Consider the following 26,926-nt stretch of genomic DNA (forward strand, 5'->3'; position numbering starts at 1 on the left):
ATGACCCTGCTCGCCCACCCCACCGACAGCGAGGCGGCAACCGGCTCACCGGCGTCCGCCCAGCTCGCAACCCGCCAAACCCTGCGCCTGTGCACCGCAGGCAGCGTCGATGACGGCAAATCAACCTTCGTGGGCCGCCTGCTCCACGACACCAAGAGTGTACTCGCCGACCAGCTCTCAGCCGTAGAACGCACCAGCCGCGAGCGCGGCCACGAGGGCCTTGACCTCTCCCTGCTGGTCGACGGCCTGCGTGCCGAACGTGAACAGGGCATCACCATCGATGTGGCCTACCGATACTTCTCCACCGCCGAACGCACCTTTATTCTGGCTGATACCCCGGGGCATGTGCAGTACACCCGCAATACCGTCACCGGTGTTTCAACCTCCCAGGTCGTCGTGCTGCTGGTGGACGCCCGCCACGGCGTAGTCACCCAGACCCGCCGCCACCTGACGGTCGCCTCCCTGCTCGGTATTCGCCAGGTGGTGCTGGCGGTCAACAAGATTGACCTGGTGGATTACTCCCAGGACGTCTTTGAGCAGATCCGCGAAGAGTTCACGGCTTTGGCGCAGGCCAAGGGCGTCGCTGAGGTAACCGTGATCCCTATTAGCGCCCTGAAGGGGGATAACGTGGTGGAACCTTCTGCCAACACCCCCTGGTACACCGGGCCGACCGTGTTGCGCTACCTCGAAACCGTCGACGTTGCTGAGCAGGAGTCAGACCTTGGCCTGCGCCTGCCCATCCAGTATGTGATTCGCCCCCAGGGTACCGACTACCGGGGCTACGCTGGCCGTATTACAGCCGGGCACCTGGCTGTTGGCGATACCGTGCACCTGGGGCAGGGGCGAACCAGTACCGTCACCCATATCGATACCGCAGACGGTGAGGCTGCCACTGCTTCTGTTGGCGATTCCATCGTGGTGCGCCTGGCAGATGACATTGACCTTTCCCGCGGTGACCTGATTGCCGGTGCCGACCGGCCCGAGGGCAGCCGCGAACTTACCGTCACCCTGGTAGGTCTAGCCGATACCCCGCTGCGCCCGGGTGCCAAGGTCAAGCTGCGTTACGGCACCTCCCTGGTGCGGGCCCGCCTCACCTCCATCGACTCCATCCTCGATATCGACACCAACCAAGAACACCCCGGCGAAGCAGCCGAACTCAACGACATCGCCACCGTCACCCTGCAACTGGCAGAAGACCTACCCGTTGAACCCTACACCGGGCGCGGTCTAGTGGGCTCCCTGCTGCTCATCAACCAGGCAGATGGCAACACCCTAGCCGCGGGTCTCGTCCGCTAGAGCCCCACACAGAACGAATACCACCATGAACAAACTACTTCTCATCGCCCTGGGCGGTCTGCTCGCCCAACTGGTCGACGGCAGCCTCGGCATGGGCTTCGGAGTCACCTCAACCACCCTGCTCCTCACCCTCGCCGCGATGAACCCGGCCAGCGCGTCCGCAGTTGTTCATGTGGCAGAACTCGGAACCACCCTGGCATCGGGCGTGAGCCACTGGCGATTTAACAATATCGACTGGAAGGTCGTACTACGCCTGGGCCTGCCCGGGGCGGTAGGGGCCTTTGCCGGAGCCACCCTGCTCTCCAACCTCTCCCTGGCAACCGCGAAACCGGTGATGGCAACCATTCTGACTCTCATTGGCATCAACCTGGTTCTGCGCTTTTCAACCGGACGCAGAACCGCCCGGGGCACCGGCGCCCCCGCCACCCCCCGAACCCTCGGCTTCCTAGGGCTCTTTGGAGGGTTCGTGGACGCCGCCGGTGGGGGAGGCTGGGGGCCCGTCACCAGCTCCACCCTGATGAGCATCGGCAAAACCGAACCCCGCCGCATCGTAGGTACCGTCAATACCGCTGAATTTCTGGTCACCCTAGCAGCAAGCCTGGGCTTTGTACTGGGCATGTGGCAGGACCTCACCGAACACCTCCTGGCCGTCCTCGCTCTGCTGGCCGGTGGCGTCCTCGCTGCCCCCGTTGCCGCCTGGCTGGTCACCCGCATCAATCCCACCGCCCTCGGAGGCTTTGTGGGTACCTGCCTGGTCGTCACCCACCTGCCCTACCTCACCGGCCTCGTACCGGCCCTGGCCCCCTACAGCCTGCCGCTCACCCTGGGAGCAGCCCTGACCGGGGTCGCCCTGAGCACCCGAGGAGTGCTGCGGAGCCGAAACCTCACCCTCAGTCGCCCCACCGGCTACAGTGAAACTATCGCATCTTCGCATCACGCGCTCGCCACCAGCACCACACGCACGAAAGACTAAACCTATGGCTAAGACCCTCACCGCCCGCCCCGACCAGGCAGCCGCACCGGCCCGCCGTAAACCCGTCTCTAAGAAGCCCAACGGCCAGTGGAAAATCGACGGTAAAACCCCGCTCAACGCCAACGAAGAATTCAAGCTGGCAGATGACGGACTGCACGTACGCGAACGTATTATCGACACCTACTCCAAGGAAGGGTTTGATTCCATCGACTCGGACGACCTACACGGCCGCTTCCGCTGGTGGGGTCTTTACACCCAGCGCAAGCAGGGCATCGACGGCGGCCGTACCGCAACCCTGAGCCCCGAAGAACTCGAAGACAAGTACTTCATGCTGCGCGTGCGCATCGACTCAGGCCAGCTCACCACCGAGCAGACCCGCGTAATCGGTGAAATCTCCCGAGACTTTGCCCGCGACACCGCCGATGTGACCGACCGCCAGAACGTGCAGCTGCACTGGGTCCAGGTAGAAGACGTACCCGAAATCTGGCGCCGCCTGGCAGATGTGGGGCTCGACACCACCGAGGCCTGTGGCGACGTAAGCCGCGTCATTCTGGGCTCACCCCTGGCAGGAATTGCCGCTGACGAACTCATCGACCCCACCCCGGTGATTCGAGAGATTAAAGAAAAGTACATCGGTGACCCGGCCTTCTCCAACCTGCCGCGTAAGTTCAAGACCTGCTTCACCGGCCACCCCAGCCAGGACGTCGTGCACGAAATCAACGACGTAGCATTCGTTGGCGTTACCCACCCGGAACTAGGCGTCGGCTATGACCTGTGGGTCGGCGGCGGTCTCTCCACCAACCCCAAGCTTGCAGAGCGCCTGGGGGTCTTCGTTACCCAGGACCAGGCTGTGGAGGTCTGGAAGGGCGTTATCTCCATCTTCCGCGACTACGGCTACCGCCGCCTGCGCAACAAGGCCCGCCTCAAGTTCCTGGTCGCTGACTGGGGCGTAGAGAAATTCCGGCAGGTACTGGAAGAAGAATACCTGGGCTATGCCCTGCCCGACAGCCCCGCCCCCGAGACCCCCTCTGTCACCGGCGACCACGTGGGAGTACACGCTCAGAAAGACGGTAAGTTCTACATCGGCCTGACCCCCACCGTTGGGCGCATCAGCGGCAGCCAGCTCATTGACCTGGCCAACCTGGTTGAAAAGTACGGTTCTTCGCGCCTGCGCACCACCCCCTACCAGAAACTGGTCGTGCTCGACATCGAAAAAGATGATGTTGAACCCTTTATCACCGAAGCCGAGAAGCTGGGCTTCTACGCGCGTCCGTCCGTCTTCCGCCGCTCCACCATCGCCTGCACCGGCATCGAGTATTGCAAGCTGGCTATCGTGGCAACCAAGTTCACTGCCGCCCGCGTCATCGATAACCTCGAAGAGCGTATGGCCGATGTGGCTGACCAGCTGCCTGCCCGCCTGACCCTGCACATCAACGGCTGCCCCAACTCCTGCGCCCGTATTCAGACCGCAGATATCGGGCTGAAGGGGCAGATCATTACCACCGACGACGGCCGCCAGGTACCCGGCTTCCAGGTTCACCTCGGCGGCGGACTGGCCGACTACCAGAACGACGCCACCGGCACCCTCGGCCGCACCGTGCGCGGTCTCAAGGTAGAGGCTGACCTGCTGGAAGACTACCTTGAACGCCTAATCCGCACCTATCTCGCGGAGCGAACGGACGCCTCCCAGACCTTTGCGCGCTGGGCCCTGGAGGCAGACGAGCAGCAGCTAGTATAGGGCTGGCTTTTCGACGCGTCCGCCGGTTTTCCACTGTTGAGGCGTGGAAAACCGGCGGACGCGTCGAAGCTATAGGTACACACCGGCGGACGCAAAAGCCCGCTTCAGTTTCTCCGCCAAGAACTGCGGCCGGTAGATAACCTCATGCCAGTTGGTTCGTACCACGTTGTAGCCTCTACCGCGGAGCCACGCTTCACGCTCATTCTGCTGACCAAAAACCTGTTCACGGTTTGAACCCGCGTATTTGATATTTCCGTCAAACTCTAAAATGATCATGCACTTAGGCCACATAAAATCAGGCCGGTAGCGCCGTCCGCCGCCCTCAACCCACACCTGCTGCTGGCAGGGCGGAAAGCCAAACTCGTCTAAGAAATAGACCACCAGACTTTCACCAGCAGATTCGGAAAGCGGATTGACTAGGTCAGCCAACCTCTGTAGGCGGTTACTGCCGCGGCCCTTAGCCTGACGTAAACACGTCAAGAGATCGGGGTAAAGAACCCCAGCCCGTAAGGAACTATCGGCCAGTACGAGTGCATGGCGTAGGTCGAGAACCCGGCAACAATCCACCACTGTCTGTAGGGCAGATGTTACGGGAATACCCGCAAGCTCTTGGGGCTTACTCGTAAGCCCGTGCACGGTGACACCCGGTGAAGAATGAGCCCTAGAGTTCGGCGCTGCAACGTGAATACGGTCAGGAACAGCCAGTTGAGCAAAACCATAGAGAGCCGCAGCGCTCTGGTGCGAGAAAACTGTTCGAGCACCCATACTTTTTGAATGGGCAACCAGCCGGGCCACATAGCGTTCACTCGGTAGGAGTGAAGACCAGCTTTGAGAGGGCACGTAGACCCCGCGGCGTATTCTGACGATCTCGCCGCGGGACACTTTTTGACGCACAGCATGACGGGTAAAACCGCGTAGCTCCAGATCTTGGGCTGTCTGAACCAGGGGGTGGATGTCGTGCAGGCTTTTCATGCATCTAGATTGCACCCTTGAGCACCTTTATCGCAGGCCCAAGGGGGAATTTGTGGATAACTGTGCCCTATAGTGGGGATGGGTCTAACGTTTCAGGCGCCACAAGGACATAAACGCGTCATAGAAGTTAGCTGCTGTGGGGTCTGCACAACTTGTCTGGACCGCACCGGGAGCGTCCGTCCGGATTTCTAGCACCCCACTAAACCTTCGACGCGTCCGCCGGTTTTCCACGGTTGAGGCATGGAAAACCGGCGGACGCGTCGAAATGAAGAGAAGACACGATAAGGACTCGGGCCCGGAGTCGAATTTGGTGCTAGGACGTCGGCCCCAGCTTGAAAAGTCGTCGTGGCAGCTGCTGCCTAGTGGGTCTCAAAAGCCCTTGCCATGACCTCTTCGCGGCGGGGGCCGGCCACCGCACACACCTCGCCCAGAGTAATCACAGCAGGCGGCTTCACGTCGGCCAGGGTTTCGAGGCAGTCACCCAAGGTCGCGTACACTTCGCGCTGGTTGGGGCGGAAGCCGTCCTGCACCGCAATCAGGGGCAGGGACGCCGGCACCCCGCGCTCGCGCAGACCGGCAACGGTATGGGGGAGGGACTTGACGCCCATGAGGAGGGAGACTGTGCCGCCGTCTTTGAGCAGGCCCGCCAGTTGATCCAGCTCCGAGCTGCCTAGAGGCGCGTGCCCAGATACCACGGTAAACATGTGGGACACACCGCGCAGGGTAATCGGTACACCGGCCAGAGCGGGCAGCGCGATCGATGAGGTCACCCCCGAATAGACAGTGACCGGTATACCGGACTGCTCGCAGACATAGAGCTCCTCAGCACCGCGCCCGAAGACGTAGGGGTCACCACCCTTCAGACGGGCCACGGTTCGGCCGGCTAGGGCATGCTCTACCATGAGCCGGTCAATCTCCCGCTGCGGCACCCGGTGCTGGCCGGGAATCTTGCCCACATCAATGATCTCAGCCTTAGGCGCCCAGTGGGGCAGGTCTTGGTGGGGCGCAAGATGGTCAAGCAGGACGACGTCCGCCCGGCTCAGTGCCTCAAGGGCATGGCGGGTCATGAGGCCGGGATCGCCGGGGCCAGCCCCAATCAAAAAGACCCTGCCGACCTGCTGGGGCGCCGGTTCGCTATCCACAAGAAGAACCGTGTGTAGCCCCCTGCTGCCCAGGGCCGCCTTAATCGCCTGCCGCCAGCTCCCAATCTCATCGGGCTGCTCGGCACAGATGACCACCACAGACGGGGAGATATCTTCTAGAACAGAGGGGAGTAGGTCAGCAGAGGAGACACTCATGACCTCAGCCGCCGCCTTATACTTGGGCGCAACCTGCCCCACCCGCTCTGATGCTCCGCAGAGCAGCACCGCGGCACTGGTGACATCAAGATCAGCGAACACGCCGTATCCTCTCCCTAGAAAACTCTTTACCCTTCATCCTCGCACGGGGCGGGTAGCTTCACCCACTTGCGTGACCTCGCATGAACCGCAACATCACAACCTTGTCACACGAGGTCACACGGCGGCAGCTAGCCGGCGTGCACCGGCAAACTGGCCCCGGCAATCAAAACCTTCTCGCCGGCGTCCTCACCCTCAAGATCACCATCGGCCTCAGCTGCAGCGATTTCCGCCTCGGTGGCCGGGCGAATCTGGTCACGCTCCAGCACATACATGCGGTCACCCGCCGAATTGGCCTCAGGCTCATTCACAAAAGCCCTAAAGCGGCGCAGGCGTTTCTCGTCGCGCAGGGTTGCAGCCCACTCGTCCTCATAATGGTCAATGTGGTACTGCATATCGGCATCGAGCTGTTCACAGATGCCCAGCTTGTCGTCGATAATTACCTCGCGTAGGTGCTCGATAGCGTCGCCAAACTTTTCATCGAGGTCCTCAGCCCAGCGGGCGGTGCGCTGGAGCTTATCCGCGGTACGGATGTAGTACATCAGGTAACGGTCAATATAACGGTAGGCGGTTTGCTGGTCGAGGTCCTGCGCAAACAGGCGGCCGTGGGCGGGGTTAGCGCCGCCGTTGCCGGCAAAGTAGAGGTTCCAGCCGTTCGTGGTGGCAATAAGACCCACATCTTTGCCCTGGGCTTCTGCGCACTCACGGTTACAGCCAGACACTGCCACCTTGAACTTGTGGGGAGACCGCAAACCCTTGTAACGGTTTTCCGTATCAATCGCCATAGCCACCGAATCGCGCATACCGAACCTGCACCAGGCAGAACCAATGCAGGACTTCACATTGCGCAAGGACTTACCGTAGGCCTGACCCGACTCAAAGCCCGCATCGACCAGCCGCTGCCAAATCTCAGGCAGCTGCTCAAGACGGGCACCGTACATGCCGATACGCTGGGCGCCGTTAATCTTGGTGTAAAGCCCATAGTCAGCTGCCACCTGGGCAATAACCGCCAGCTTCTGCGGGGTAATTTCGCCACCGGGGATACGGGGAATCACACCGTAGGTGCCGTCCTTCTGCATGTTAGCCAGGTTGCGGTCGTTGGTGTCCTGCAGGGCGCCGCGGCCGCCGTCCAGGGCGTAGGACTTGCGGGTCGATGCAAGGATGGACGCCACGGTCGGCTTACAGATGGCGCAGCCGTCGGTACCCCGCCCAAAGCGCTTGAGCACGGAGTAGAAATCATCGAGGTCACCCACAGCGTAGACAGCCTGGAAGAGCTCAGCACGCGAGAGGTCAAAGTGCTCGCACAGGGCCTTTGAGACCGTCAGCCCCAGTTTCTTCATGGTCTGTTCTAGGGTCTTTTGGATCATGGGTACGCACGAGCCGCACTGGGTCCCGGCGGTTGTCTCAGCCTTGACCGCTCCTACATCGTGCGCACCGCCCTTTACCGCTTCCCGCACTGCACCGAAGCAGATATTGTTGCAGGAGCACAGCACCGCGTCGTCGGGCAGTTCTGTATCGGGCACGCCATCCCCGCTTCCTGCAGCGGTGAGAAAGGCGGACGGCTCCGCGGGCAGCTCCCTGCCCAGCAGCGGCTTTAGCGAATCGTAGGGGGCGGTATCACCCACGAAGACGCCACCGAGCAGGGTCTTCGCATCGGCGGTTGTCACAATCTTCTGATACAGACCGCGAGCCGGGTCAGCAAACATGATCTCTAGACAGTTATCGGTCACCCCGCGACGGTCACCAAAACCGGCTACTTCCAGACCCGAAAACTTGAGTTTGGTGGCGATATCGAAGCTCTCTACCTCTTCATGACCACCGGTGAGATTAGTTGCCACAGCTTCAGCCATCTGATTAGCCGGAGCCACCAGGCCCCAGGTGCGGCCCAGCACGCAGGCTACTTCACCGATAGCCCAAATATGGGGGTCTTCCGACTGGCAGCTGGGGGAGACCACGAGGCCGCCGCGCTCGCCCACCTGCAAACCGGCGTCCCGGGCTAGCTGATCATTGGGGCGGATGCCGGCAGCCATCATGACCAGGTCAGCATCGAGCTGGTGCACATCGGCTTCATCACCCATACCGTTTGCCACCGACACCGAGATAACCTCACCGGCGGAATCCTTGTTAATGGTTGAGATAAAAGCACCGGTTTCAACCGCGATTCCCGCCTCGCGAATTGCGGCGTTGACCGCGAAACCGCCGCCCTGGTCTACCTCAATCGATAGCAGCCAGGGAGCCACATCGAGAATGGTGGGGTCAGCTCCTACATCTCGCAGACCTTCAGCCGCCTCTAGGCCCAGCAGGCCGCCACCGACCACGATGGCGCGTGGGCGGCGTCCTAGCTTGTCGGTAAGGCGGGTGACCTCAGAAACCACGTTTTGAACATCGTCAATGGTTCGGAAGACATGGGCGCTGTCGGAACCGGGAATGGGAATTTTGACTGCCGAAGAACCGGTAGCCAGAACAAGTTCATCGTAGGAGTAGGTCTTGCCGTCGGTTGCGCTGACGGTTCGGTTCTTCCGGTCAATGGAGGTGGCGCTCACACCATTGACGAGGGTGACGTGGGGGTTGTTCCAGAGTTCGGGGTCGCCGAGGGTGAGGTCGCGGGCGGTGTCGTGAAAAATCTTCTCTAGCGCTACACGGTCATAGGGCAGGTGTTTCTCGGCGTTGAGCACGGTAAGGTGGGAGGCAGCGGAGTCCTTGTCGAGGAAGGCCTTGGCAAATCTCCAGGCTGCGGGCCCACCTCCAATCACCAGAACGGAACGTTGGCTGGAGGTAGTGGGGGTGTGGGACATGGGAGCCTCCCTGGTGTGGGTTTAAGCCGGTTTAATGCGTATTTATAATGCTAATATTAGCTTAAAGGCAGGGTAAACAAGATAAACCCACGCAATCTCACGACGTACAGCAAGAAAATGGAGGGCACCGTGACAGCACAGTGGCACCGAATCTGCACCAAGAACGACCTGGAGCCTAACTGGGGTGAAGCGGCTCTGATTGACAGGCAGCAGTATGCGGTCTTTCGTGCCGCAGACGATTCTATTTTCGTCACCAGCCACAGGGACCCTGCCTCCGGGGCCCTGGTGATTGCCCGCGGCATCCTGGGAGAGAAGGGCGGCGAGCCCACCGTGACATCCCCTCTCTATAAAGAGGTCTATTCCCTCATCAGCGGCGACTGTCTCTCTGGGGCTGACTACCGCCTGCCTGTGTACCCCGTAGAAGTGCGCGACGGTGACATCTGGGCGGAGCTCCCCGCGTGATTCAGCGGCTGCCGGTAGCCCTTGACCTGCGCGGACGCCGGGTCCTCCTGGTCGGGGCGGGGCAGGTCGCTGCCCGGAAGGTAGGCCCCCTCATTGAGGCTGGGGCTCAGGTTGAGGTGGTGGCTCCTTCTCTTGATGCCCACCTGGAGAACCTGCTGGCTGAGGGGAGTCTTGTTGCCCGCCTGCGTCCTTTTACTCCCGAAGATCTTGCCGGGGCCTGGCTGGTCTACGCGCTCACGGACTCGCCGGACCTCAATGCACGGGTCGCTGAGTTCTGCGAAGAGCGAGGAATCTGGTGCCTAGTGGGCGGGGCGTCGCAGGAATCCCCAGTCTGGTCGCTGGCCCACCGCAGGCGGGGCGATGAACTGGTGGCTGTTTCTGGCGGGGGTAACCCGCGGCGAGCCCTTGCTCTGCTCAACCGTATCGCCGGGGTGCTGGGCTGGGACTAGTTCAGGTGCAGGGTCATGTCGTGCCAGATGGCACCGCCGTGGGTTGATTCTGAAACTCCGTCAAGCTCAAAGCCGAGTTTCTCGTAGAAGCCAATCAGCTCCTTCTTACAGGTAAGAATCACCCCTGTACGCCCCTGCCCTCGTGCCTGGTCGATGAGCTTTTCTATCAGGGCGGACGCGTACCCCCGGCCCCGGTGGGCCGGGCGGGTGTTGATGCCAAACACCGTCTGGTAAGCCCCGTGTCGAGTATGGGCCTGGGGGCTCTCATAGAGGTCATCGAAGATAACGGGGGAGTCGGTCACCAGCCCGTCGATAAAGGCGACAACTTCGCCGTTAGCTTCAAGTACCCAGAAATGCTCGCCAAAAACCTCAAACCTGGCCCGCAGGTCGCTCTCACTCGCTGCTTCAGCCGCCGGGAAGCACTCGGCCTCAATGGCGGCCAGGGCGGGCAGGTCTTCCTGCTGTGCCTGGCGAATCCCTACACGGGCGTCCTGCTGGTGAGCTGCTGCCGCGTCAAGCTCTGCTAGAGGCTGCCCACCCACGCCCCAATCGGTGCGTGGCACCTCGTTCAGGATGACCCACACCGAGCTTTCCTTGGCACCCATCACCCGGGCATAGGTGCGGGTGAGTTCAGCAATCAGCTCGGCCTTCTTCTCATCAGACTGAGTAGATGCGTACGAGACATTAATGAGGGGCATGGTGTTCTCCTGGGTAGTGCTTGAACCCAAGTCAAGCGGCGTATCAGGGGCGTGTTCATCTTGAGCGCCCATCAGACTCTCGTAGTGCTTATGTCTCAAATAGGCGGTGCAAGATTCTTGTGGACACTTAGCTCAGCCGCGTCATACTGCGTCACGGCTGCACCGTTTTAAACGCGCTCACCGTGCACTGGTGCGCAAAGCGCTATCCACAGGAAGCGCCTATCTAGCGAAATCTGCCCGGATCAGCGCACAATCTGACCATGAAATCTCCAGAAGAAATTGCTTTGGCTGTGCAGACCACACAGGATCTATTTGCACGAGGCATGAACAAGGACGCCCTCGCTCGCGCGGTCGCTCGCGGCGAGTACCAGCGGCTTGGCTATGGAAGCTATATGGAAAGTGGTTTCCACTCTCAGCTTTACCCTAGTCAGCAGTATCTGGCCCGTGTCATCGGGTATGGCAGAAGCAGGCTCAAAACCTCGGTGCTATCCCACCATTCAGCGGCAGCGGTACACGGTATGTGGCTACTCCATATACCTACTGCTATCCATACAGTGGGTCAGGCACACGGCACCCCTTCACCGCGGGTTGTACGGCATAGAAACGGCCGGTACGAAACCGAGAAAAGTTTGGGTGTGGATGTAACCGCACCGCTCGATACGGTTCTTCACTGTATGAGGGTGATGAAATTCGAAGAGGCACTTGTGCTTGCGGATAGTTCTTTGCGGAAGATTGAGCACCAAAAACTGGCCCAGGCCTTACGGGGGCTGTCTGGTCGTGGCTCTGTGCAGGCTCGCATAATTGCAGATATCGTAAGCCCTCTCAGTGAGTCGCCGGGGGAGAGTTTGCTGCGGCTTTTCTTGATGAGGTGTGGTTTGCCTCGGCCTGTCGAGCAGTACGTGATTGGGGTATATGGGCAGCAGTTCAGGGTAGATTTTGCCTGGCCAGATCTCAAGATCATCGTTGAGTTCGATGGGCAGATCAAATACACCCAGTTTGGTGAGCGTGAGGACGTTTTTGGGCGGCAGAACGAACGTGAGGCTCTCTTGCGGGGGCAGGGGTGGGATGTGGTTCGAGTAACGTGGGACGAGCTCACCCGGCGTCCGCACGAGCTCAAAACCAAGATGGAGCGAGCTTTCAGCCGTGCCCGCCGTCTCTAGGGTCCACCAGACTCTCGGAGCGTCCACCGGGGGAATAAGCACTTTGAGAGTCTGGTGGACGCTCGCGGAGTAGGAGAAGAAGAGGTGCGCGGACGCCGCCCGCCTGCGGGTGCGACCTGAAGGTGAGCATAGGGGCGGGGGTAAGAATTGTAATTTAGGTTCCCCTGCTCACCCTGCCAGCTGGCGGTAATCCGCTATCTTGGGGCGGGGCGTCCGCACCTGTACTACATCTTGTGCTCACACGCCTGTAATTCACGCCCCGCCCCGGCGGGCACCTGCCAGAAAAGCAAAAAACCCGTTAGACAGCCACCGCCCCTACCCCTAAAATAGGTAACAGTTGCAATGACCCGGCTATCACCGGCGAGCAATCCGGAAGAACAGGCTGTACCTGCACACCCCCGTAATTCGTTGCGACGAGGGGAGTGCGCGGAATAGATATAGCCCCAGTAGACCCGGACGGGTAAGCCCGAAACAGCTGTCATGAAGCGACTGATAACCGGTTCGACCCTGCGCTGGGCGCAACCTACCTCATCTCACGAGACGGTAGGCTGCCCCGGCGCAGACCCATACCCGCCCGCACTTTTTCGGTGCGGCTCGGGGTGGGGTCGAGCCGGTTGACGTAAGCAAGGTGGTACCGCGCAGGTTCCTTACCCGTCGAGCGGACGGGGGAGGGCAGGCGTCCTTGCACCCCAAGTACTAGGCAGACAAGAACCTAAGGGCGCAACCATGACCAACAAGCCTGTTTACCCCAAGGCAAGCGCAAGCGGAGCCAGTTTTGTGGCCGCTTCCCCCTCTTTCCCCGCACTCGAAGAAGCAGTGCTGGACTACTGGAAGAAGGATGACACCTTCCAGGCCTCCATCGATAACCGCGACGCCGGCGAGAACGGCGCTAACGAGTTCGTCTTCAACGACGGCCCTCCCTTTGCTAACGGCCTGCCCCACTACGGCCACCTGCTGACCGGCTACGTCAAGGACCTGGTCGCCCGCTACCAGACCCAGCGCGGCCACAAGGTTGAGCGTCGTTTCGGCTGGGACACCCACGGCCTGCCCGCTGAGCTGGAAGCGATGAAGCAGCTGGGCATGACCGATAAGCAGCAGATCATCGAGATGGGCATCGATAACTTCAACGACGCTGCCCGCGCCTCGGTGCTTAAGTACACCAAGGAATGGGAAGAGTACGTTACCCGCCAGGCCCGCTGGGTGGACTTCGAGAACGACTACAAGACCCTGAACGTGGAGTACATGGAGTCCGTCATCTGGGCCTTCAAGCAGCTGCACAATAAGGGTCTGACCTACGAGGGCTTCCGCGTGCTGCCCTACTGCTGGAAGGACGAAACCCCGCTCTCGAACCACGAGCTGCGTATGGACGATGACGTCTACAAGGAGCGTCAGGACCCGTCCGTCACCGTGGCTTTCCGCATCACCGACGACGCCACCCTGGCCAAGCACCCCGAGGTTGCCGCCGAACTTGCCGGTGTTGAGGCGCTAGCCTGGACCACCACCCCCTGGACCCTGCCCACTAACCAGGCTCTGGCCGCTGGCCCCGAGATCAGCTACGTTGTGGTGCCCGGCGCTGGTGATCTAGAAGGACGCCGCTTCCTGCTGGCTGCTGACCTGCTGGGCGAATACGCTAAGGACCTGGGTTATGCGGACGCTGAAAAGCCCGCGGACGCCGCCCGCGAGGCCGTCCTGGCCACCTACACCGGTGCCCAGCTCGAAGGCGTGCGCTATGCACCCCTGTGGGACTACTTCACCGACGCAGAAAAGTTCGGCACCGAGAAGGCCTGGCAGATTCTGGTTGCCGACTACGTGACCACCACCGACGGTACCGGTCTGGTCCACCAGGCACCCGCCTACGGTGAGGACGACCAGAAGGTCTGTGAGGGTTACGGTATCCCCGTGATTCTGTCTATCGACGAGGGCGCCAAGTTCCTGGACCTCTTCGCCGACTCTTCCCTGGCCGACGGTGCCCCCCTGGCTGAGATCGCCGGCGTCCAGATTTTCGAGGCTAACCGCACCATCATCAACACCCTCAAGGCTGACGGCGTGCTGATTCGCGAGAAGTCCTATGTTCACTCCTACCCCCACTGCTGGCGCTGCCGCACCCCCCTGGTCTACCGCGCCATCACCTCCTGGTACGTGCGCGTGACCGACTTCAAGGGCCGCATGAGCGAGCTGAATGAGGACATCAACTGGATTCCCGAGAACGTCAAGCACGGCCAGTTCGGTAAGTGGGTTGAGAACGCCCGCGACTGGTCCATCTCGCGTAACCGCTTCTGGGGCTCCCCGATTCCGGTCTGGGTCTCTGATGACCCCAACTACCCCCGCACCGATGTCTACGGCTCCCTGGCTGAGCTGGAAGCCGACTTCGGCCGCCTGCCCCTGAACAAGGATGGCGAAGTCGACCTGCACCGCCCCTACATCGACGAGCTGACCCGCCCCAACCCGGATGACCCCACCGGCAAGTCCACCATGCGCCGCGTGGAGGACGTGCTGGATGTCTGGTTCGACTCCGGTTCTATGCCCTTCGCCCAGTTCCACTACCCCTTCGAAAACAAGGAGTGGTTCGAGGCCCACTACCCGGCAGACTTCATCGTTGAGTACATTGGCCAGACCCGCGGTTGGTTCTACACCATGCACATTCTGGCCACCGCCCTATTCGACCGCACCGCCTTTGAAAACGTCATTGCCCACGGCATCGTGCTGGGCTCGGACGGCCAGAAGATGTCTAAGTCCCTGCGTAACTACCCGGACGTCTCCGAGGTTCTGGATCGCGACGGTTCGGACGCCATGCGCTGGTTCCTGATGTCGTCCCCGATTCTGCGCGGCGGCAACCTGATTGTGACCGAGCAGGGCATCCGCGAGGGCGTCCGCCAGGTCATGCTGCCCCTGTGGAACGTCTACCACTTCTTCGCCCTCTACACCAACGCTGCCAACGGCGGTGCAGGCTACGAGGCCAAGTTGGTTACCGAGGCCGAACATGTGATGGACCGCTTTATCCTGGGTAAGACCCGTCAGCTGGTTGCCGAGGTTACCGAGGCTATGGATGCCTACGATGTATCTGCCGCCTGCGAGGCTCTGCGCACCTACACCGATGCCCTGACCAACTGGTATGTGCGCCGCTCCCGCGAGCGGTTCTTCAACGAAGACACCGAGGCCTTCGACGTGCTCTACACCGCCCTGGTGACCTTCGTGAAGATGGCGGCCCCCCTGCTGCCTTTGACCACCGAAGAAATCTACCGCGGCCTGACCGGGGAGCGTTCGGTTCACCTGACCGACCTGCCCTCACCTGCGGATTTCAAGGACGAGGCTGGGCTGCTGGCCCTGATGGAGACCACCCGCGCTGTCGCTTCTTCCGGTTCTGCTCTGCGTAAGGCCCACAAGCTGCGCGTGCGCCAGCCCCTGGCCGCCCTGACCGTGGCGGTTGCCGGTGGCAAGGACCTGGCCGGCACCTTTGAGTCAATCATCGCTGATGAGCTCAACATCAAGGCGGTTGAGCTTCTGGACGCTGCCGAGGTGGCTCCTGCTGACTTCGGTATCTCCCAGCAGCTCAAGGTCAATGCCCGCGCCGCAGGCCCCCGTCTGGGCAAGCAGGTGCAGGTTGCCATCAAGGCTTCTAAGAGCGGGGACTGGAAGGTCACCGAGGACGGCACCGTTGTGGTGGGTGCCGACAACATGGCTCTGGAGCCGGGCGAGTACGAGCTTGAAACCGTGGTCGCAGAAACCGACGGCGCTGCAGAGCGCGCCGTCTCGGTTCTGCCCGGCGGTGGCTTCCTGGTACTCGACACCACCCTCACCGACGAGCTGCGCGCCGAGGGTACTGCCCGCGACGCCGTCCGCGCCATCCAGTCCGAGCGTAAGGACGCCGGCCTGAATGTCTCAGACCGCATCGAGCTGACCATCACCGCTCCCGCAGCCGACCTCGAAGCTATCAAGAAGCATGAGGAACTGGTGGCCGGTGAAACCCTGGCTGTGGCTGTGACCTACCTCGAGGGCGCTGAATTCTCAGCGACCGTGAAGAAGGCATAAATGACCAAGGACAACATGGAGCTTGACCCCGTGTTTGCCGAGATTGCTGCCGAGGGCGCTCGCGCTGACGACGCCCTCGGCGTAGCCTCGGTCTACGCCGACCTGCTGGCTCGTGCCCCCGAGCACAAGATGGCCCCCCGCCTCGACGCGATGACCCGTGCCGTGGAAATTCTGGGCGAACCTAACAAGGCAGCCCCGGTCATCCACATCACCGGCACCAACGGCAAAACCTCAACCGCCCGCATGATTGAGCGCCTGCTCATGGCGCACGACATCCGTGTGGGCCGCTACACCAGCCCCCATATTTCCAAGGTCACCGAGCGGATCTCGATTGACGGGGCGCCCGTGGCAGATTCCACCTTTGTGCGGATCTGGGGCGAGATTCAGCCCTACCTGCAGATAGTGGACGCTGAACTAGAGGCAACCGGTGCCCCCCGCATTACCTACTTTGAAGCCCTGACTATCCTGGCCTTCGCTATTTTTGCGGACGAGCCGGTGGACGTCATGGTTCTGGAAGTCGGCATCGGAGGTTCCTGGGACGCCACCAACGTGGCCGACGCTACCGTATCGGTGGTTACCCCCATCGGCCTGGACCACACCGACATGCTGGGGGAGACCCTCGCCGAGATTGCCGGTGAGAAAGCAGGGATTATTAAGGACGGCGGCTTCCTCATCTCCGCTGCCCAGGACCCATCCGCCGCCCAGGTCCTGCTCGAAGCCGCCCGCGCCCACAACGCCGACTACCGCTTTGAAGGCGTAGAGTTCGGCGCTGTCGACCGCACCGCCGGTGTGGGCGGGCAGCTGCTTACCATCCAGGGGCTAGCTGGTCGCTACGAAGACATAGCCCTGCCCCTCTTCGGTGCCCACCAGGCCCAGAACGCCGCCGTGGCCCTGGCCGCGGTTGAGGCCTTCTTGGGCGGGGGAGAGAAGGAACTGAGCCTCGACCTCATCAAGCTGGCCTTTGGCGAGGTGCGCTCGCCGGGCCGTCTAGAGGTAGCCCGTACCGAGCCGCCCGTGGTGCTCGATGCCGCCCACAACCCCCACGGTGTCATTGCTTCGGCAGCTGCCTTTAAGGAGTCCTTCAGTTTCGAAGAACTGCACCTGGTGGTGGGTATCCTGGGTGAAAAGGACGCCGCGACCATGCTGAACCTGCTCTTTGACGAGTACGTTGATCGGGCAGAGTGGCGCACGGTACTGCACCTGACTAAGTCAGACTCCCCGCGTGCCATTGCCCCGGAAGAGCTAGCTGAGCTGGCCCTCGACGCTGGTTTTGATGAAGACGCCATCGAGACCTACGAGAACATTCCCGATGCTCTGTCCGCAGCGGTGACGGCAGCAGCCGATGTGCCCAACCTGAACTCCGCGGTACTGGTCACCGGCTCTATCACCGTGGTGGGCGAAGCTAGCACCCTGCTCGGACTGTAAAGGAGAGATGATGGCGAGAATGACGCGCGCCCAGCGCGAATGGCGCCCGGGCCAGCCGAAAAAGCAGCGCTCTATCAAGGTCATGTTTACCTCGATGGTGCTCTCGCTCGAAGCCCTGGTTGCCTTCTTTGCAACCCTGGCAATTTTTGGCCACCACTTCAACGACCCCACCTGGGTCAAGGTGGTCATTTGGGTGCTGGGTCTAGCCCTGGCAGCAGCCCTGCTAGTCACCCCGGCCTTCTTGAAGAAGCCCTGGGGCTACCACCTGGGCTACGGTCTGCAGGCTGCCCTGATTCTGGTTGGTTTTGCCCTGCCCTCCATGTTCTTTGTGGGAGCGGCTTTTGCTGTGGCCTACTGGTACGGGGTGACGCGCGGTGCCCGCCTGGACGCCGAGAACGCCGTCCGCGCCAAAGAACAGGAGGAATGGGAGAAGGCTAACCCCGCCTAGCGGGCTGTCTGATAGGGTAAGGGTGAAAACTCATCCTGACCTATCAAAGGAGATTGTCATGACCGAGCGTACCCTGATTCTGGTCAAGCCCGACGGTGTGGAGCGTAACCTCACCGGCCAGGTGCTGGCCCGTTTTGAGCGTAAGGGCTACCGCATTGCTGAGCTGAAGATGCTGGTTCCCTCCCGTGAGCTGCTTGAGCAGCACTATGCGGAACACCAGGGCAAGCCCTTCTATGAGCCCCTGGTCTCTTACATGGGCTCAGGCCCCGTGGTTGCTCTCGTGCTTGAGGGCAACGGCGTGCTTGAGGGCGCCCGCACTCTCATGGGATCTTCTAACCCCACCACCGCTGCCCCCGGCACCATCCGCGGCGACTTCGGCCGTGACTGGCGCGAGAGCGTGCAGAAGAACCTGGTGCACGGTTCAGACTCAGCAGAGTCAGCAGACCGCGAAATCGCGCTCTGGTTCGGTGCCTAAAAAGACCCGCCACTAAGCAGAACAAAAAGCCGGGGCCCTCGTATTGAGGGCCCCGGCCTTTTGCTGTGGGGAGGGGTTTAGAACATTCCCATAATCACATCGAAGAAGCGGATGAAGATAATGCCGAAAATCAAAATGTAGACCAGGATGATGGAGAACCAGGTCCAGTTGGGAGCTGCCTGACGGATGCTCTCAGAAGCCGGTATCACCCCTGCATGGATATTGCGGGTGGTGACCTTGACGAAAATGGCGGTCTGCATAATCCACACCACCATGCAGAAGAGGCAGAGGGCGTTGATGTCAAAGGTGGTGTTGTACCAGAGCCAGAGCACAAAGGCCATAGCTAAGGTGTGGCCTACCTGCATGGCTACCCAGTACCAGCGGGCAAAGGATGCACCGGCAATCAGGGCGGTTGAAATAGCAAGGACGATGGCGTAACCGGCAATACCGATAAAGGGGTTGGGGAAGCCGAAGGCTTCTGCCTGCCAGGTGCGCATGACGGTGCCGCAATTGAGTAGGGCGTTGATATCACAGACCGACCGGTGGGCGCCGTCCATGTAAATCTGTAGGCGCTCGTAGACCAGCATGGCGGCGGCTCCGAAGGCCAGCAGGCCGGGAATCAGGGTGAACCAGCCGAGCCTGCGATCGAGCTGGGCCTGGCTGATACCGCTCTCAGTATCGGGGGTGTTCACGGGGGTAGACACAGTGAATCCTTAGGCTGTATAAAACTTTCTTTCCCCATACTACGGGGCAGGCTTCAAGCCCGCCCGGTTTTGCGGGGTTGGGGCAGGTTTTCTTTACTAAGTTCCCAGGTAAGGGCGCCCGGGGTGAGCTGGTTTGGGCAGGGCGGCCCGGTGTGGGGTGAGTTCGGTTCTAGATGGGGTGAAAAGAGCCCGGGTGTGAGAGAATGGGTGTGGTAGTGTGCCGCCCGCACGCGGTAGCGCTACCCAGCAGGCACCCCGAAACGGCCGGTGACGCACTGCCTACCCGCAGGCGTCCTTACCGTCAAGCCCCATCAAGTGCAGCCCTAGCGCTGCCTCGGGTTGTTGCCGCTGGCCCGGTTCCCCTCGGCATGGAGCACAGAAGCCTTGACCTGCCGAGTACGCCAAGGAGCTCACGGTTGAGCCGGGTAGCCAAGGATTTCGGCGGACCACCCCTTAGGGTAGGGACCGCCGACTACAGGCAAGACCACTGGTGCGGCAGGGGCATACGAACACAAGGAGAGTGAACGCTGATGAGCAGCGAACAGTCCGAGGTTGTAGAAAACCTCGAAGAAACCCAGGCTGCAGAAGCTACCGCAGCCGCTGAACAGGTTGCCGAAGTAAGCACCGAGGTCGAAGAGGCCCAGGCCAAGGGCCCCGAAGCGAAGGCCGTTACACAGGCTGAAGAAACTACCGAAGCTCAGCCCGATGAGGCAGAAGAGAGCAAGCAGGCCGCTGAGACTCCCGCCGCAGAAACCGAGCCTGCCGAAGAAACCACAGAAGAAGTAGCAGAAACTGAGGCAGAGTCTGCAGAAGCAGAAGAAGCCCCCGCCGAAACCGCTGAAGAGCCTGCCGCTCCTCAGAAGAGCCTGCGTGAGCTCAAGGAAGAAGAGCTAGCCCAGGTCAACGCCGCTGTGAGCTCAAACAATCTGCTGTTCTACTCGCCCAACATGGACGAAATCATGGAGCAGCTGCGGGCCGAAAAGGAGGCCCGCCGCGAGGCCGAAGAAGCTGAGCGCCGTGAGCGCCGCCTAGCTGACCTTGACCCCGAAATCACCTCCCACCGCCGCCGTCGCCGCCGCCGCGGGGACGCCGACCTGGAATTTGAAGGCGGTACCGAGGGCGACCCCGAGGATACCATTGTTAAGGTGCGCGCCCCCCGCCTGTCTGACTCCCACAGCACCAACCGGGTTACCGGCGTCCGCGGCTCAACCCGCCTGGAAGCCAAGCGCATCCGCCGCCGAGAAACCCGCGCCACCGGACGCCGCCGCCAGATTATTACCGAGGCTGAGTTCCTGGCCCGCCGCGAGTCCGTCGACCGCCAGATGCTGGTTCGCCAGAAGGACGACCGCATCCAGATTGGCGTGCTCGAAGATGGCGTTTTAGCCGAGCACTTTGTGTCCAAGACCCAGCAGGACTCCTTGATTGGCAACGTCTACCTGGGCAAGGTCCAGAACGTTCTGCCCTCCATGGAAGCTGCCTTCGTCGATATTGGCCGCGGCCGCAACGCCGTGCTCTACGCCGGTGAAGTGAACTGGGACGTCACCGGCCTCGACGGTGCCCCCCGCAAGATCGAAAACGCCCTCAAAGCAGGCGACTCGGTACTGGTGCAGGTCACCAAAGACCCCGTCGGCCACAAGGGCGCCCGCCTGACCAGCCAGGTCTCCCTGCCCGGCCGCTACCTGGTCTACGTGCCCGGTGGCTCCATGACCGGTATCTCCCGCAAGCTGCCCGACGTTGAGCGTCAGCGCCTGAAGAAGATTCTCAAGGACCGGCTGCCCGAGGACGCCGGGGTCATCGTCCGCACCGCTGCAGAAGGTGCCAGCGAAGAAGAGCTGAGCAACGACATCAACCGCCTGCGCGTGCAGTGGGAAGAAATCAAGGCCAAGAGCGAATCCCGCAAGGTGCTGGCCCCCGAACTGCTCTACCAGGAACCCGACCTGACCATCAAGACCGTGCGCGATGTCTTCAACGAAGACTTCACCTCCATGATGGTGCAGGGCACCGACGCCTGGGACTCCATCGAAGCCTACGTCACCTACGTTGCCCCCGACCTGCTGGACCGCCTGAAGAAGTGGGAAGAGGATGACGACCTCTTTGACCACTACCGGATTGAAGAGCAGCTGGCTAAGGCCCTAGACCGCAAGGTCTACCTGCCCTCCGGCGGCTCCCTGGTCATTGACCGCACCGAAGCGATGACCGTGGTGGACGTGAACACTGGCAAGTTCACCGGCTCTGGCGGCAACCTCGAAGAAACCGTCACTAAGAACAACCTCGAAGCAGCCGAAGAAATCGTGCGCCAGCTGCGCCTGCGCGACATCGGCGGCATCGTGGTCATCGACTTTATCGACATGGTGCTCGAATCTAACCGTGACCTGGTGCTCCGCCGCCTGGTAGAGTGCCTGGGACGCGACCGCACCAAGCACCAGGTGGCCGAAGTTACCTCCCTGGGTCTGGTGCAGATGACCCGTAAGCGTATGGGCACCGGCCTGCTCGAAGTCTTCTCAGAACCCTGTGAAGCCTGCGCTGGCCGCGGTATTCTCGTGCATGACCAGCCCCTCAAGGGCCGCTCTGGTGGTGCCAGCGACTTCATCCACCGCGCCGAGCGCGATGACCGCAAGCGCTACCGCAACCAGAAGACCCAGAACCGCCGCGACTTCAGCGAAGTTGACGAAGAGACAGAGCAGAAGACCGAGGCTCGCAAAGCTGCTCTGGCCAACATCGTTGCCGCCAGCGCCCACCACGAGGACGAGCAGGGCGAGACCGAGTCCAAGTCAGCCCGTAAGCGCAAGCGCCGCAAGCGCAACCGCCGCGCCGAGGCCGGCCTGGAGCTGGAGAACCAGCAGAATCAGGACGCCCGCGGCGAGCAGGTGCTCACCATCGGCGACGAGGTCATCGAACTACCCACCGGTGTAGAGCCAGAAACTGAAGAGAACATGGGGGAGCAGGGCTCCTTCACCCTCGAATCTCTGGCTGCGGTCTTTGATACCGATAGTGACGCTGAGACCGAAGAGCGCAGCGAGGGGCGCGGACGGTCCCGCAACCAGACCAAGCGCCGAGGCGGCAAGAAGCGTGAAGAGATCTCAGCAGATGATTTTTCAGCTAACTCCGATGCCTCACTTGATGTAGACCCCGAGGCTGACTCCCGTTTCACCCAGAACTCATCTCGACTCGACGCGATCCGCGCCGGTGAAGCCCGTGCCCGAGCCTCCCAAAAGGCCGGACGCGACTACGAGCCGCGCGAGGGTGAAGAGGCAGCAAACTCAGGTGAGCGTACCGGCCGATCCGGCCGTGCAGACCGCACCGACCGCCGAGGCGCCCGGAACCAGGATGAGTCAGGTAAGGGTCGTACTCGCAAGCCCCGCCGCGCCTCAAGCTCCGACGTCAAGTACGTCGCCCCCATCGAGGTCGCAGCAGACCCGGCCGTCACCGGTGTCGCCACCCCCGGCAAGAAGGTCGAAGCACCCAGCGAAACCCCGGCCGAGGCGTCCGCACCCGCAGCTGCTCCCAGCGAAGCGCCCCGCAAGAAGCGCCGCTCCCGCCGTGCCGTCAGCTCAGGTGCAGGCTCCACCGAGGTACGCACCGAAGAGGTCAAGGCTGCAAGCGGTAGTTCCGTGGTAGCCAGCATCGACCAGGCAGTCAAGCCCGCAGCATCCAGCGATGACGCCCCCGTCATGCTCGGCGTCGGCGTCTCAGCTGCAGAGATCAAGCGGGCAGGTAAGTAAGGGAAACAACCTATAACGAGGTATGGCAAGCTCGCGCTCGCTGCCGACCCTCTCGCTGGTTCGCTTCGCTCACAAGCGATTCACGCCAGCCGCCGAGCCAGCAGCTTCGCTGCGAGCTCGCCACACCTCCTGAGGGGTTCACCACATATCTTGCTCAGCACCGACTCACCACGTAAACTGGTGAGTCGGTGCTGTTTCCACAAGCAAGCGTTAGCGTGGACTCAGCTAGGCATATTCCACACGGAATAAGGCCAAACCATCTCAAAACGATAGAACCTGAAACCGCCCGGTATTTACTGTGCAAACCGGGTCACCACCTTGCTGTTGAGCCCGAGTTCATTTCAGGAAGACCCGTTTTGAACCATTAAAATGACGTCAAGAAGAAGTGAGTTCCCAAGTGGCATACGCAATTGTCCGCGCTGGCGGCCGCCAGGAAAAGGTCTCAGTTGGAGACCTGGTTACCCTTGACCGCGTCGCTGGCGAGCCCGGTAGCACCATTGAGCTGCCCGTGCTGATGCTGGTTGACGGCGACAAGGTCACCGTTGATGCAAAGTCCCTGGCTTCAGCCAAGGTCACCGCAGAAAAGATCGAAGACCTCCGCGGTCCTAAGATCGTTATTCAGAAGTACAAGAACAAGACCGGTTACAAGAAGCGTCAGGGCTTCCGCGCCGAACTGACCACCGTTAAGATCACCGCGATCAACGCATAAGTTCAGCTTAGACTGGTTTTATCCCAACATTCTTTGACCTAAGGTAGGCATCAATGGCACATAAGAAGGGCGCAAGCTCCACCCGTAACGGCCGTGACTCAAACCCCCAGTACCTCGGTGTTAAGCGCTACGGCGGCGAAACCGTCAACGCAGGCGAAATCCTCGTTCGTCAGCGCGGCACCCACTTCCACCCCGGCAACAACGTAGGCCGCGGTGGCGACGACACCCTGTTCGCTCTGGCAGCAGGCAAGGTCGAATTCGGTACCCGCAAGGGCCGCAAGGTAGTCAACATCCTTGCAGCCGCTGAGTAAGGTCTAAACACCTCACCTCAGTAGAAGGGCGATTACGGGGCAACTCGTAATCGCCCTTTTGCGTACCTCACCTCCGCAAAGCCGCCCAAGGAGCGTCCGGCCACAGACCGGCACCGGGGCGACCCTGTAAACTAGATAACCAAACCAAACTTTTTTGAAGGAGCTTGCACTCGTGGCAGAATTTGTAGATCGCGTGGTCCTACACGTAACCGGTGGGCACGGTGGGCACGGCTGTGTCTCGGTTCGCCGTGAGAAGTTTAAGCCCCTCGGCGGCCCCAATGGCGGTAACGGCGGCAAGGGTGGCGACGTCATCCTGCGCGTAGACGCCCAGACCACCACCCTGCTCGAATACCACCACAGCCCCCACCAGAGCGCCCCCAACGGCGACATCGGGCGTGGCGACATGTCCCACGGCTTCAACGGCCAAGACCTGATTCTGCCCGTACCCCAGGGCACCGTGGTCAAAGACCGCGACGGCAACGTACTGGCCGACCTGGTACGCATCGGCGACGAATTCATTGCAGCTGAAGGCGGCATCGGCGGTAAAGGCAACGCTGCCCTGGCCTCCACCAAGCGCAAGGCCCCCGGCTTCGCCCTGCTCGGTATTCCAGGTTCAACCCGCGATATCGTGCTGGAACTCAAATCCATTGCAGATGTCGCGCTGGTGGGCTACCCCTCAGCCGGTAAGTCCTCCCTGATTGCAGCGATTTCAGCGGCCCGCCCCAAAATCGCTGATTACCCCTTTACCACCCTGATTCCCAACCTGGGTGTGGTCCAAGCCGGCGATACTCGCTACACCGTAGCTGACGTTCCCGGCCTGATTGAAGGTGCTTCCGAGGGTAAGGGCCTGGGCCACCGCTTCCTGCGCCACGTTGAGCGCTCAAGCGCCCTGGTCCACGTGATTGACTGCGCCACCCTAGAACCCAATCGCGACCCCATCAGCGACTTCGACGTCATCCGCGGCGAGCTGGAAAACTACGAGGTTGATCCCACTGCCGGCGTCACCGTCCCCCTGAACGAACGCCCCCAGCTGATTGTGCTCAACAAGATTGACGTGCCCGAAGCCCGTGAGCTGGCTGAATTCGTCCGCCCCATGTTCGAAGAGCGCGGCTACCGAGTCTTTGAAATCTCAACCGCATCCCACGAGGGTCTCAAGCAGCTGACCTTTGCCATGGCAGAGCTGGTTGAGGCTGACCGCAAGGCCCGCAAGAAGAGCAAGAGCGCACCGGCAGAGGATGTCGCCGTGGTCAAGCCCAAGGGCTTCCGTTCCAAGAAGCGCCAGGAATTCATCATCCGCAAGGAAGAGCGCAACCTGGAACCCCTCTTCCGTGTGATCGGTGAGAAGCCCGAGCGCTGGATTAAGCAGACTGACTTTAACAACGACGAAGCCGTGGGCTACCTGGCTGACCGCCTCAACCGCCTTGGCGTTGAAGATGAACTCTTCAAGGCAGGTGCGGTTGCCGGTGATGCCGTAGTGATCGGTGAAGAAGTGGACGCCGTGGTCTTTGACTGGGAGCCCACCATGGTTGGCGGCGCCGAGCTGCTCTCATCCCCGCGCGGTACCGATGCCCGCCTTGAGGAAATCATTCGCCCCACCCGTGCCCAGCGCAAGGCTGAGTTCCACGAGCGCATGGACGCCAAGGCTGAGGCCCGTGCCGAACTTGAGGCTGAGCGTGTGGCAGGTATCTGGACCGAGTCTGTCGACGAGGCCCGCGCCGCTAAGGCCAAGGCAGCTAAGGCTGAAAAGCGGGCTGCCAAGCGCGCGGCAGAGGAAGAGTAAGAGGGGATAGGGCGGTTTTCTTCGCCCCGCTCTTATTTCACTATGTGTAAGGAGTCGCCCCGGGGAGTGTGCCCGGGGCGACTCTGCTGTATATTCATAGAAGCTAAAGTTAACACTTTAAGGGAGCTAATCAATTGGATTTGAAGGACGCTTTCCAGGCCAGTGCCGAGTCACGCAGCAAGCACCGCCGCAGCCCCATCATCGAACGCTCCGACATGCCATGGGCTAAGCGGATCGTGGTGAAGGTGGGTTCTTCGTCCCTGACCTCCATCGAGAACTCCCTGGACGAGCTGGCTATCGCCACTATCTCCGATGTGCTGGCTAAGAAGAAAAAAGAGCACCCCTCTATTGAGCTGGTCTTTGTATCATCGGGCGCTATTGCTGCCGGCCTGGCTCCGCTGGGTCTGTCGCGCCGTCCTAAAGATCTGGCAACCCAGCAGGCGGCGGCGTCCGTCGGCCAGTCCCTGCTGATGAGCCGCTACACCGATATCTTTACCCGCTACGGCGTCACCGTCTCCCAGGTGCTACTGACCGCTGAAGACCTCATGGCGCGGGACCGCTACCAGAACGCCCACCGCCAGTTAGAGCGCCTGCTCGATTTGGGGGTCATGCCCATTATCAACGAGAACGATGCGGTAGCTACCCGCGAAATCCGCTTCGGCGATAACGACCGTATCGCAGCCCTTGTGGCCCACACCGTCAAAGCCGACGCCCTGCTTCTACTCTCTGATGTGGATGCCCTCTACACCCGCCACCCCGATCAGGGCGGCGAGCGTGTGAGTAGCGTGCGCAATGAAGCTGACCTGGCGGGCCTGTCGATTGGGTCGGTGGGGTCTGCCGGTGTGGGCTCCGGTGGTATGGTGACGAAGGTGAAGGCTGCCCAGGTGGCGGCGGCGTCCGGAATTCCCGCCCTGGTAACGAGCGCGGCTCACGCCCGCGCCGCTTTTGCCGGTGAGGACGTCGGCACCTGGTTCTACGCCACTGGCGAGCGCCGCCCGGTGCAGACCCTCTGGCTGGAGCATCTGGCCGATATAGAGGGCTCAATTACCGTGGATGCGGGCGCTGCTGCCGCCCTGCGCCGCCGTCGTTCTTTGCTAGCAGCCGGTGTGCTGGGGGTTCAGGGCTCGTTTGAGGGCGGTAGCCCCGTGGCGATTGTTGACGAGGGTGGCGAAGTGCTGGCTCATGCCCTGAGTTCTTATACTGCCGGTGAGACCGCCCAGATGGTGGGTCTGCACACCGAGCAGATTCAGCGCACCATGGGGGAGACCTACGACGGTACGGTAGCGCACGCCGATAATATTGCGCTGGTGGGCCCCTCCCAGTAGTAATCACCGGCCCCAGTAATACTGGGCCCTTGCGCGGGTGCGCCGGTAGGATAGTTTC

General features: G+C 61.4%; 20 protein-coding genes. 15 read left to right on the forward strand and 5 right to left on the reverse strand.

The annotated features are described in order from the left end of the window. Genes ACEE43_RS02335 through ACEE43_RS02345 form a run of 3 tightly spaced genes read left to right on the forward strand, consistent with a single transcriptional unit; the run spans position 1 to position 4,007 of the window. Positions 1-1,296, forward strand: coding sequence for a sulfate adenylyltransferase subunit 1 (locus ACEE43_RS02335; protein ID WP_449107062.1), 1,296 nt, complete (start codon positions 1-3; stop codon positions 1,294-1,296). A 25-nt stretch (positions 1,297-1,321) separates the two neighbouring features. After that, a complete protein-coding gene (locus tag ACEE43_RS02340; protein ID WP_449107063.1) occupies positions 1,322-2,269 on the forward strand; it encodes a sulfite exporter TauE/SafE family protein in 948 nt (315 codons plus the stop codon). A 4-nt stretch (positions 2,270-2,273) separates the two neighbouring features. Further along, a complete protein-coding gene (locus ACEE43_RS02345; RefSeq protein WP_449107064.1) occupies positions 2,274-4,007 on the forward strand; it encodes a nitrite/sulfite reductase in 1,734 nt (577 codons plus the stop codon). A gap of 69 nt (positions 4,008-4,076) precedes the next feature. Here ACEE43_RS02345 and ACEE43_RS02350 read toward each other — a convergent pair whose 3' ends face one another. The 3 genes from ACEE43_RS02350 to nirB form a co-directional block, all read right to left on the reverse strand. Beyond that, positions 4,077-4,979 carry a hypothetical protein gene (locus ACEE43_RS02350; protein WP_449107065.1) on the reverse strand — a complete coding sequence of 301 codons (903 nt, stop codon included), beginning with the start codon at positions 4,977-4,979 and terminating at the stop codon, positions 4,077-4,079. Between the two features lie 359 nt (positions 4,980-5,338). After that, positions 5,339-6,379, reverse strand: a complete 1,041-nt coding sequence (gene cobA, locus ACEE43_RS02355; RefSeq protein WP_449107066.1) for a uroporphyrinogen-III C-methyltransferase — start codon at positions 6,377-6,379, stop codon at positions 5,339-5,341. Positions 6,380-6,507: 128 nt separating this feature from the next. Next, complete coding sequence (gene nirB / locus ACEE43_RS02360) at positions 6,508-9,171, reverse strand: nitrite reductase large subunit NirB (protein WP_449107067.1); 2,664 nt, start codon at positions 9,169-9,171, stop codon at positions 6,508-6,510. 129 nt (positions 9,172-9,300) lie between these two features. On the opposite strand from nirB, the gene nirD reads away from it, so the two are divergent. Continuing rightward, positions 9,301-9,633 (forward strand): nitrite reductase small subunit NirD, encoded by a 333-nt coding sequence (nirD, locus tag ACEE43_RS02365; protein WP_449107068.1) that lies wholly within the window; start codon positions 9,301-9,303, stop codon positions 9,631-9,633. Then, positions 9,630-10,082, forward strand: coding sequence for a precorrin-2 dehydrogenase/sirohydrochlorin ferrochelatase family protein (locus tag ACEE43_RS02370; RefSeq protein ID WP_449107069.1), 453 nt, complete (start codon positions 9,630-9,632; stop codon positions 10,080-10,082). Before nirD ends, ACEE43_RS02370 begins: the two co-directional genes overlap by 4 nt. Here ACEE43_RS02370 and ACEE43_RS02375 read toward each other — a convergent pair. Further along, entirely contained in the window at positions 10,079-10,780 is a 702-nt protein-coding gene (locus tag ACEE43_RS02375) for a GNAT family N-acetyltransferase (RefSeq protein ID WP_449107070.1), read from the reverse strand. The genes ACEE43_RS02370 and ACEE43_RS02375 overlap by 4 nt on opposite strands. Before the next feature lie 875 nt (positions 10,781-11,655). Here ACEE43_RS02375 and ACEE43_RS02380 point away from each other — a divergent pair. The 5 genes from ACEE43_RS02380 to ndk all read left to right on the forward strand — a co-directional run bounded on the left by ACEE43_RS02380 (position 11,656) and on the right by ndk (position 18,317). Next, a complete protein-coding gene (locus ACEE43_RS02380; protein WP_449107071.1) occupies positions 11,656-11,940 on the forward strand; it encodes a DUF559 domain-containing protein in 285 nt (94 codons plus the stop codon). A gap of 726 nt (positions 11,941-12,666) precedes the next feature. Then, positions 12,667-15,969 (forward strand): isoleucine--tRNA ligase, encoded by a 3,303-nt coding sequence (gene ileS, locus ACEE43_RS02385; RefSeq protein WP_449107072.1) that lies wholly within the window; start codon positions 12,667-12,669, stop codon positions 15,967-15,969. Further along, positions 15,970-17,394, forward strand: a complete 1,425-nt coding sequence (locus tag ACEE43_RS02390; protein WP_449107073.1) for a bifunctional folylpolyglutamate synthase/dihydrofolate synthase — start codon at positions 15,970-15,972, stop codon at positions 17,392-17,394. Between the two features lie 10 nt (positions 17,395-17,404). Beyond that, the gene (locus tag ACEE43_RS02395; protein ID WP_449107135.1) at positions 17,405-17,842 is read left to right on the forward strand and encodes a DUF4233 domain-containing protein; all 438 of its coding nucleotides are present in this window, start codon (positions 17,405-17,407) and stop codon (positions 17,840-17,842) included. Between the two features lie 58 nt (positions 17,843-17,900). Next, positions 17,901-18,317, forward strand: a complete 417-nt coding sequence (gene ndk / locus ACEE43_RS02400; protein ID WP_449107074.1) for a nucleoside-diphosphate kinase — start codon at positions 17,901-17,903, stop codon at positions 18,315-18,317. Positions 18,318-18,394: 77 nt separating this feature from the next. Here the strand turns inward: ndk and ACEE43_RS02405 are convergent, their stop codons facing one another. Further along, the gene (locus ACEE43_RS02405; protein ID WP_449107075.1) at positions 18,395-19,021 is read right to left on the reverse strand and encodes a vitamin K epoxide reductase family protein; all 627 of its coding nucleotides are present in this window, start codon (positions 19,019-19,021) and stop codon (positions 18,395-18,397) included. Positions 19,022-19,551: 530 nt separating this feature from the next. Here ACEE43_RS02405 and ACEE43_RS02410 point away from each other — a divergent pair. The 5 genes from ACEE43_RS02410 (at position 19,552) to proB (ending at position 26,868) form a co-directional block, all read left to right on the forward strand. After that, positions 19,552-22,743, forward strand: a complete 3,192-nt coding sequence (locus ACEE43_RS02410; protein WP_449107076.1) for an Rne/Rng family ribonuclease — start codon at positions 19,552-19,554, stop codon at positions 22,741-22,743. A gap of 397 nt (positions 22,744-23,140) precedes the next feature. After that, entirely contained in the window at positions 23,141-23,452 is a 312-nt protein-coding gene (gene rplU / locus ACEE43_RS02415) for a 50S ribosomal protein L21 (protein ID WP_135013897.1), read from the forward strand. A 53-nt stretch (positions 23,453-23,505) separates the two neighbouring features. Beyond that, positions 23,506-23,763 carry a 50S ribosomal protein L27 gene (rpmA, locus tag ACEE43_RS02420; protein WP_135013898.1) on the forward strand — a complete coding sequence of 86 codons (258 nt, stop codon included), beginning with the start codon at positions 23,506-23,508 and terminating at the stop codon, positions 23,761-23,763. A 172-nt stretch (positions 23,764-23,935) separates the two neighbouring features. Beyond that, positions 23,936-25,543: a GTPase ObgE gene (gene obgE, locus ACEE43_RS02425; RefSeq protein ID WP_449107077.1), complete on the forward strand. Its 1,608-nt coding sequence runs from the start codon at positions 23,936-23,938 to the stop codon at positions 25,541-25,543. Between the two features lie 215 nt (positions 25,544-25,758). Beyond that, positions 25,759-26,868, forward strand: a complete 1,110-nt coding sequence (gene proB, locus ACEE43_RS02430; RefSeq protein ID WP_449107136.1) for a glutamate 5-kinase — start codon at positions 25,759-25,761, stop codon at positions 26,866-26,868. Positions 26,869-26,926: the final 58 nt, after the last annotated feature.

Source organism: Rothia sp. 11254D007BW (assembly GCF_053548195.1).

Bases quoted from the DNA above. Each gene is read 5' to 3' on its own strand.
- ACEE43_RS02395 (WP_449107135.1), top strand. From the start codon at position 17,405: ATGGCGAGAATGACGCGCGCCCAGCGCGAATGGCGCCCGGGCCAGCCG.
- ACEE43_RS02340 (WP_449107063.1), top strand. From the start codon at position 1,322: ATGAACAAACTACTTCTCATCGCCCTGGGCGGTCTGCTCGCCCAACTG.
- ACEE43_RS02345 (WP_449107064.1), top strand. From the start codon at position 2,274: ATGGCTAAGACCCTCACCGCCCGCCCCGACCAGGCAGCCGCACCGGCC.
- rpmA (WP_135013898.1), top strand. From the start codon at position 23,506: ATGGCACATAAGAAGGGCGCAAGCTCCACCCGTAACGGCCGTGACTCA.
- ileS (WP_449107072.1), top strand. From the start codon at position 12,667: ATGACCAACAAGCCTGTTTACCCCAAGGCAAGCGCAAGCGGAGCCAGT.
- proB (WP_449107136.1), top strand. From the start codon at position 25,759: ATGCCATGGGCTAAGCGGATCGTGGTGAAGGTGGGTTCTTCGTCCCTG.
- ACEE43_RS02335 (WP_449107062.1), top strand. From the start codon at position 1: ATGACCCTGCTCGCCCACCCCACCGACAGCGAGGCGGCAACCGGCTCA.
- ACEE43_RS02375 (WP_449107070.1), bottom strand. From the start codon at position 10,780: ATGCCCCTCATTAATGTCTCGTACGCATCTACTCAGTCTGATGAGAAG.
- ACEE43_RS02410 (WP_449107076.1), top strand. From the start codon at position 19,552: ATGAGCAGCGAACAGTCCGAGGTTGTAGAAAACCTCGAAGAAACCCAG.
- ndk (WP_449107074.1), top strand. From the start codon at position 17,901: ATGACCGAGCGTACCCTGATTCTGGTCAAGCCCGACGGTGTGGAGCGT.
- ACEE43_RS02390 (WP_449107073.1), top strand. From the start codon at position 15,970: ATGACCAAGGACAACATGGAGCTTGACCCCGTGTTTGCCGAGATTGCT.
- ACEE43_RS02350 (WP_449107065.1), bottom strand. From the start codon at position 4,979: ATGAAAAGCCTGCACGACATCCACCCCCTGGTTCAGACAGCCCAAGAT.
- nirB (WP_449107067.1), bottom strand. From the start codon at position 9,171: ATGTCCCACACCCCCACTACCTCCAGCCAACGTTCCGTTCTGGTGATT.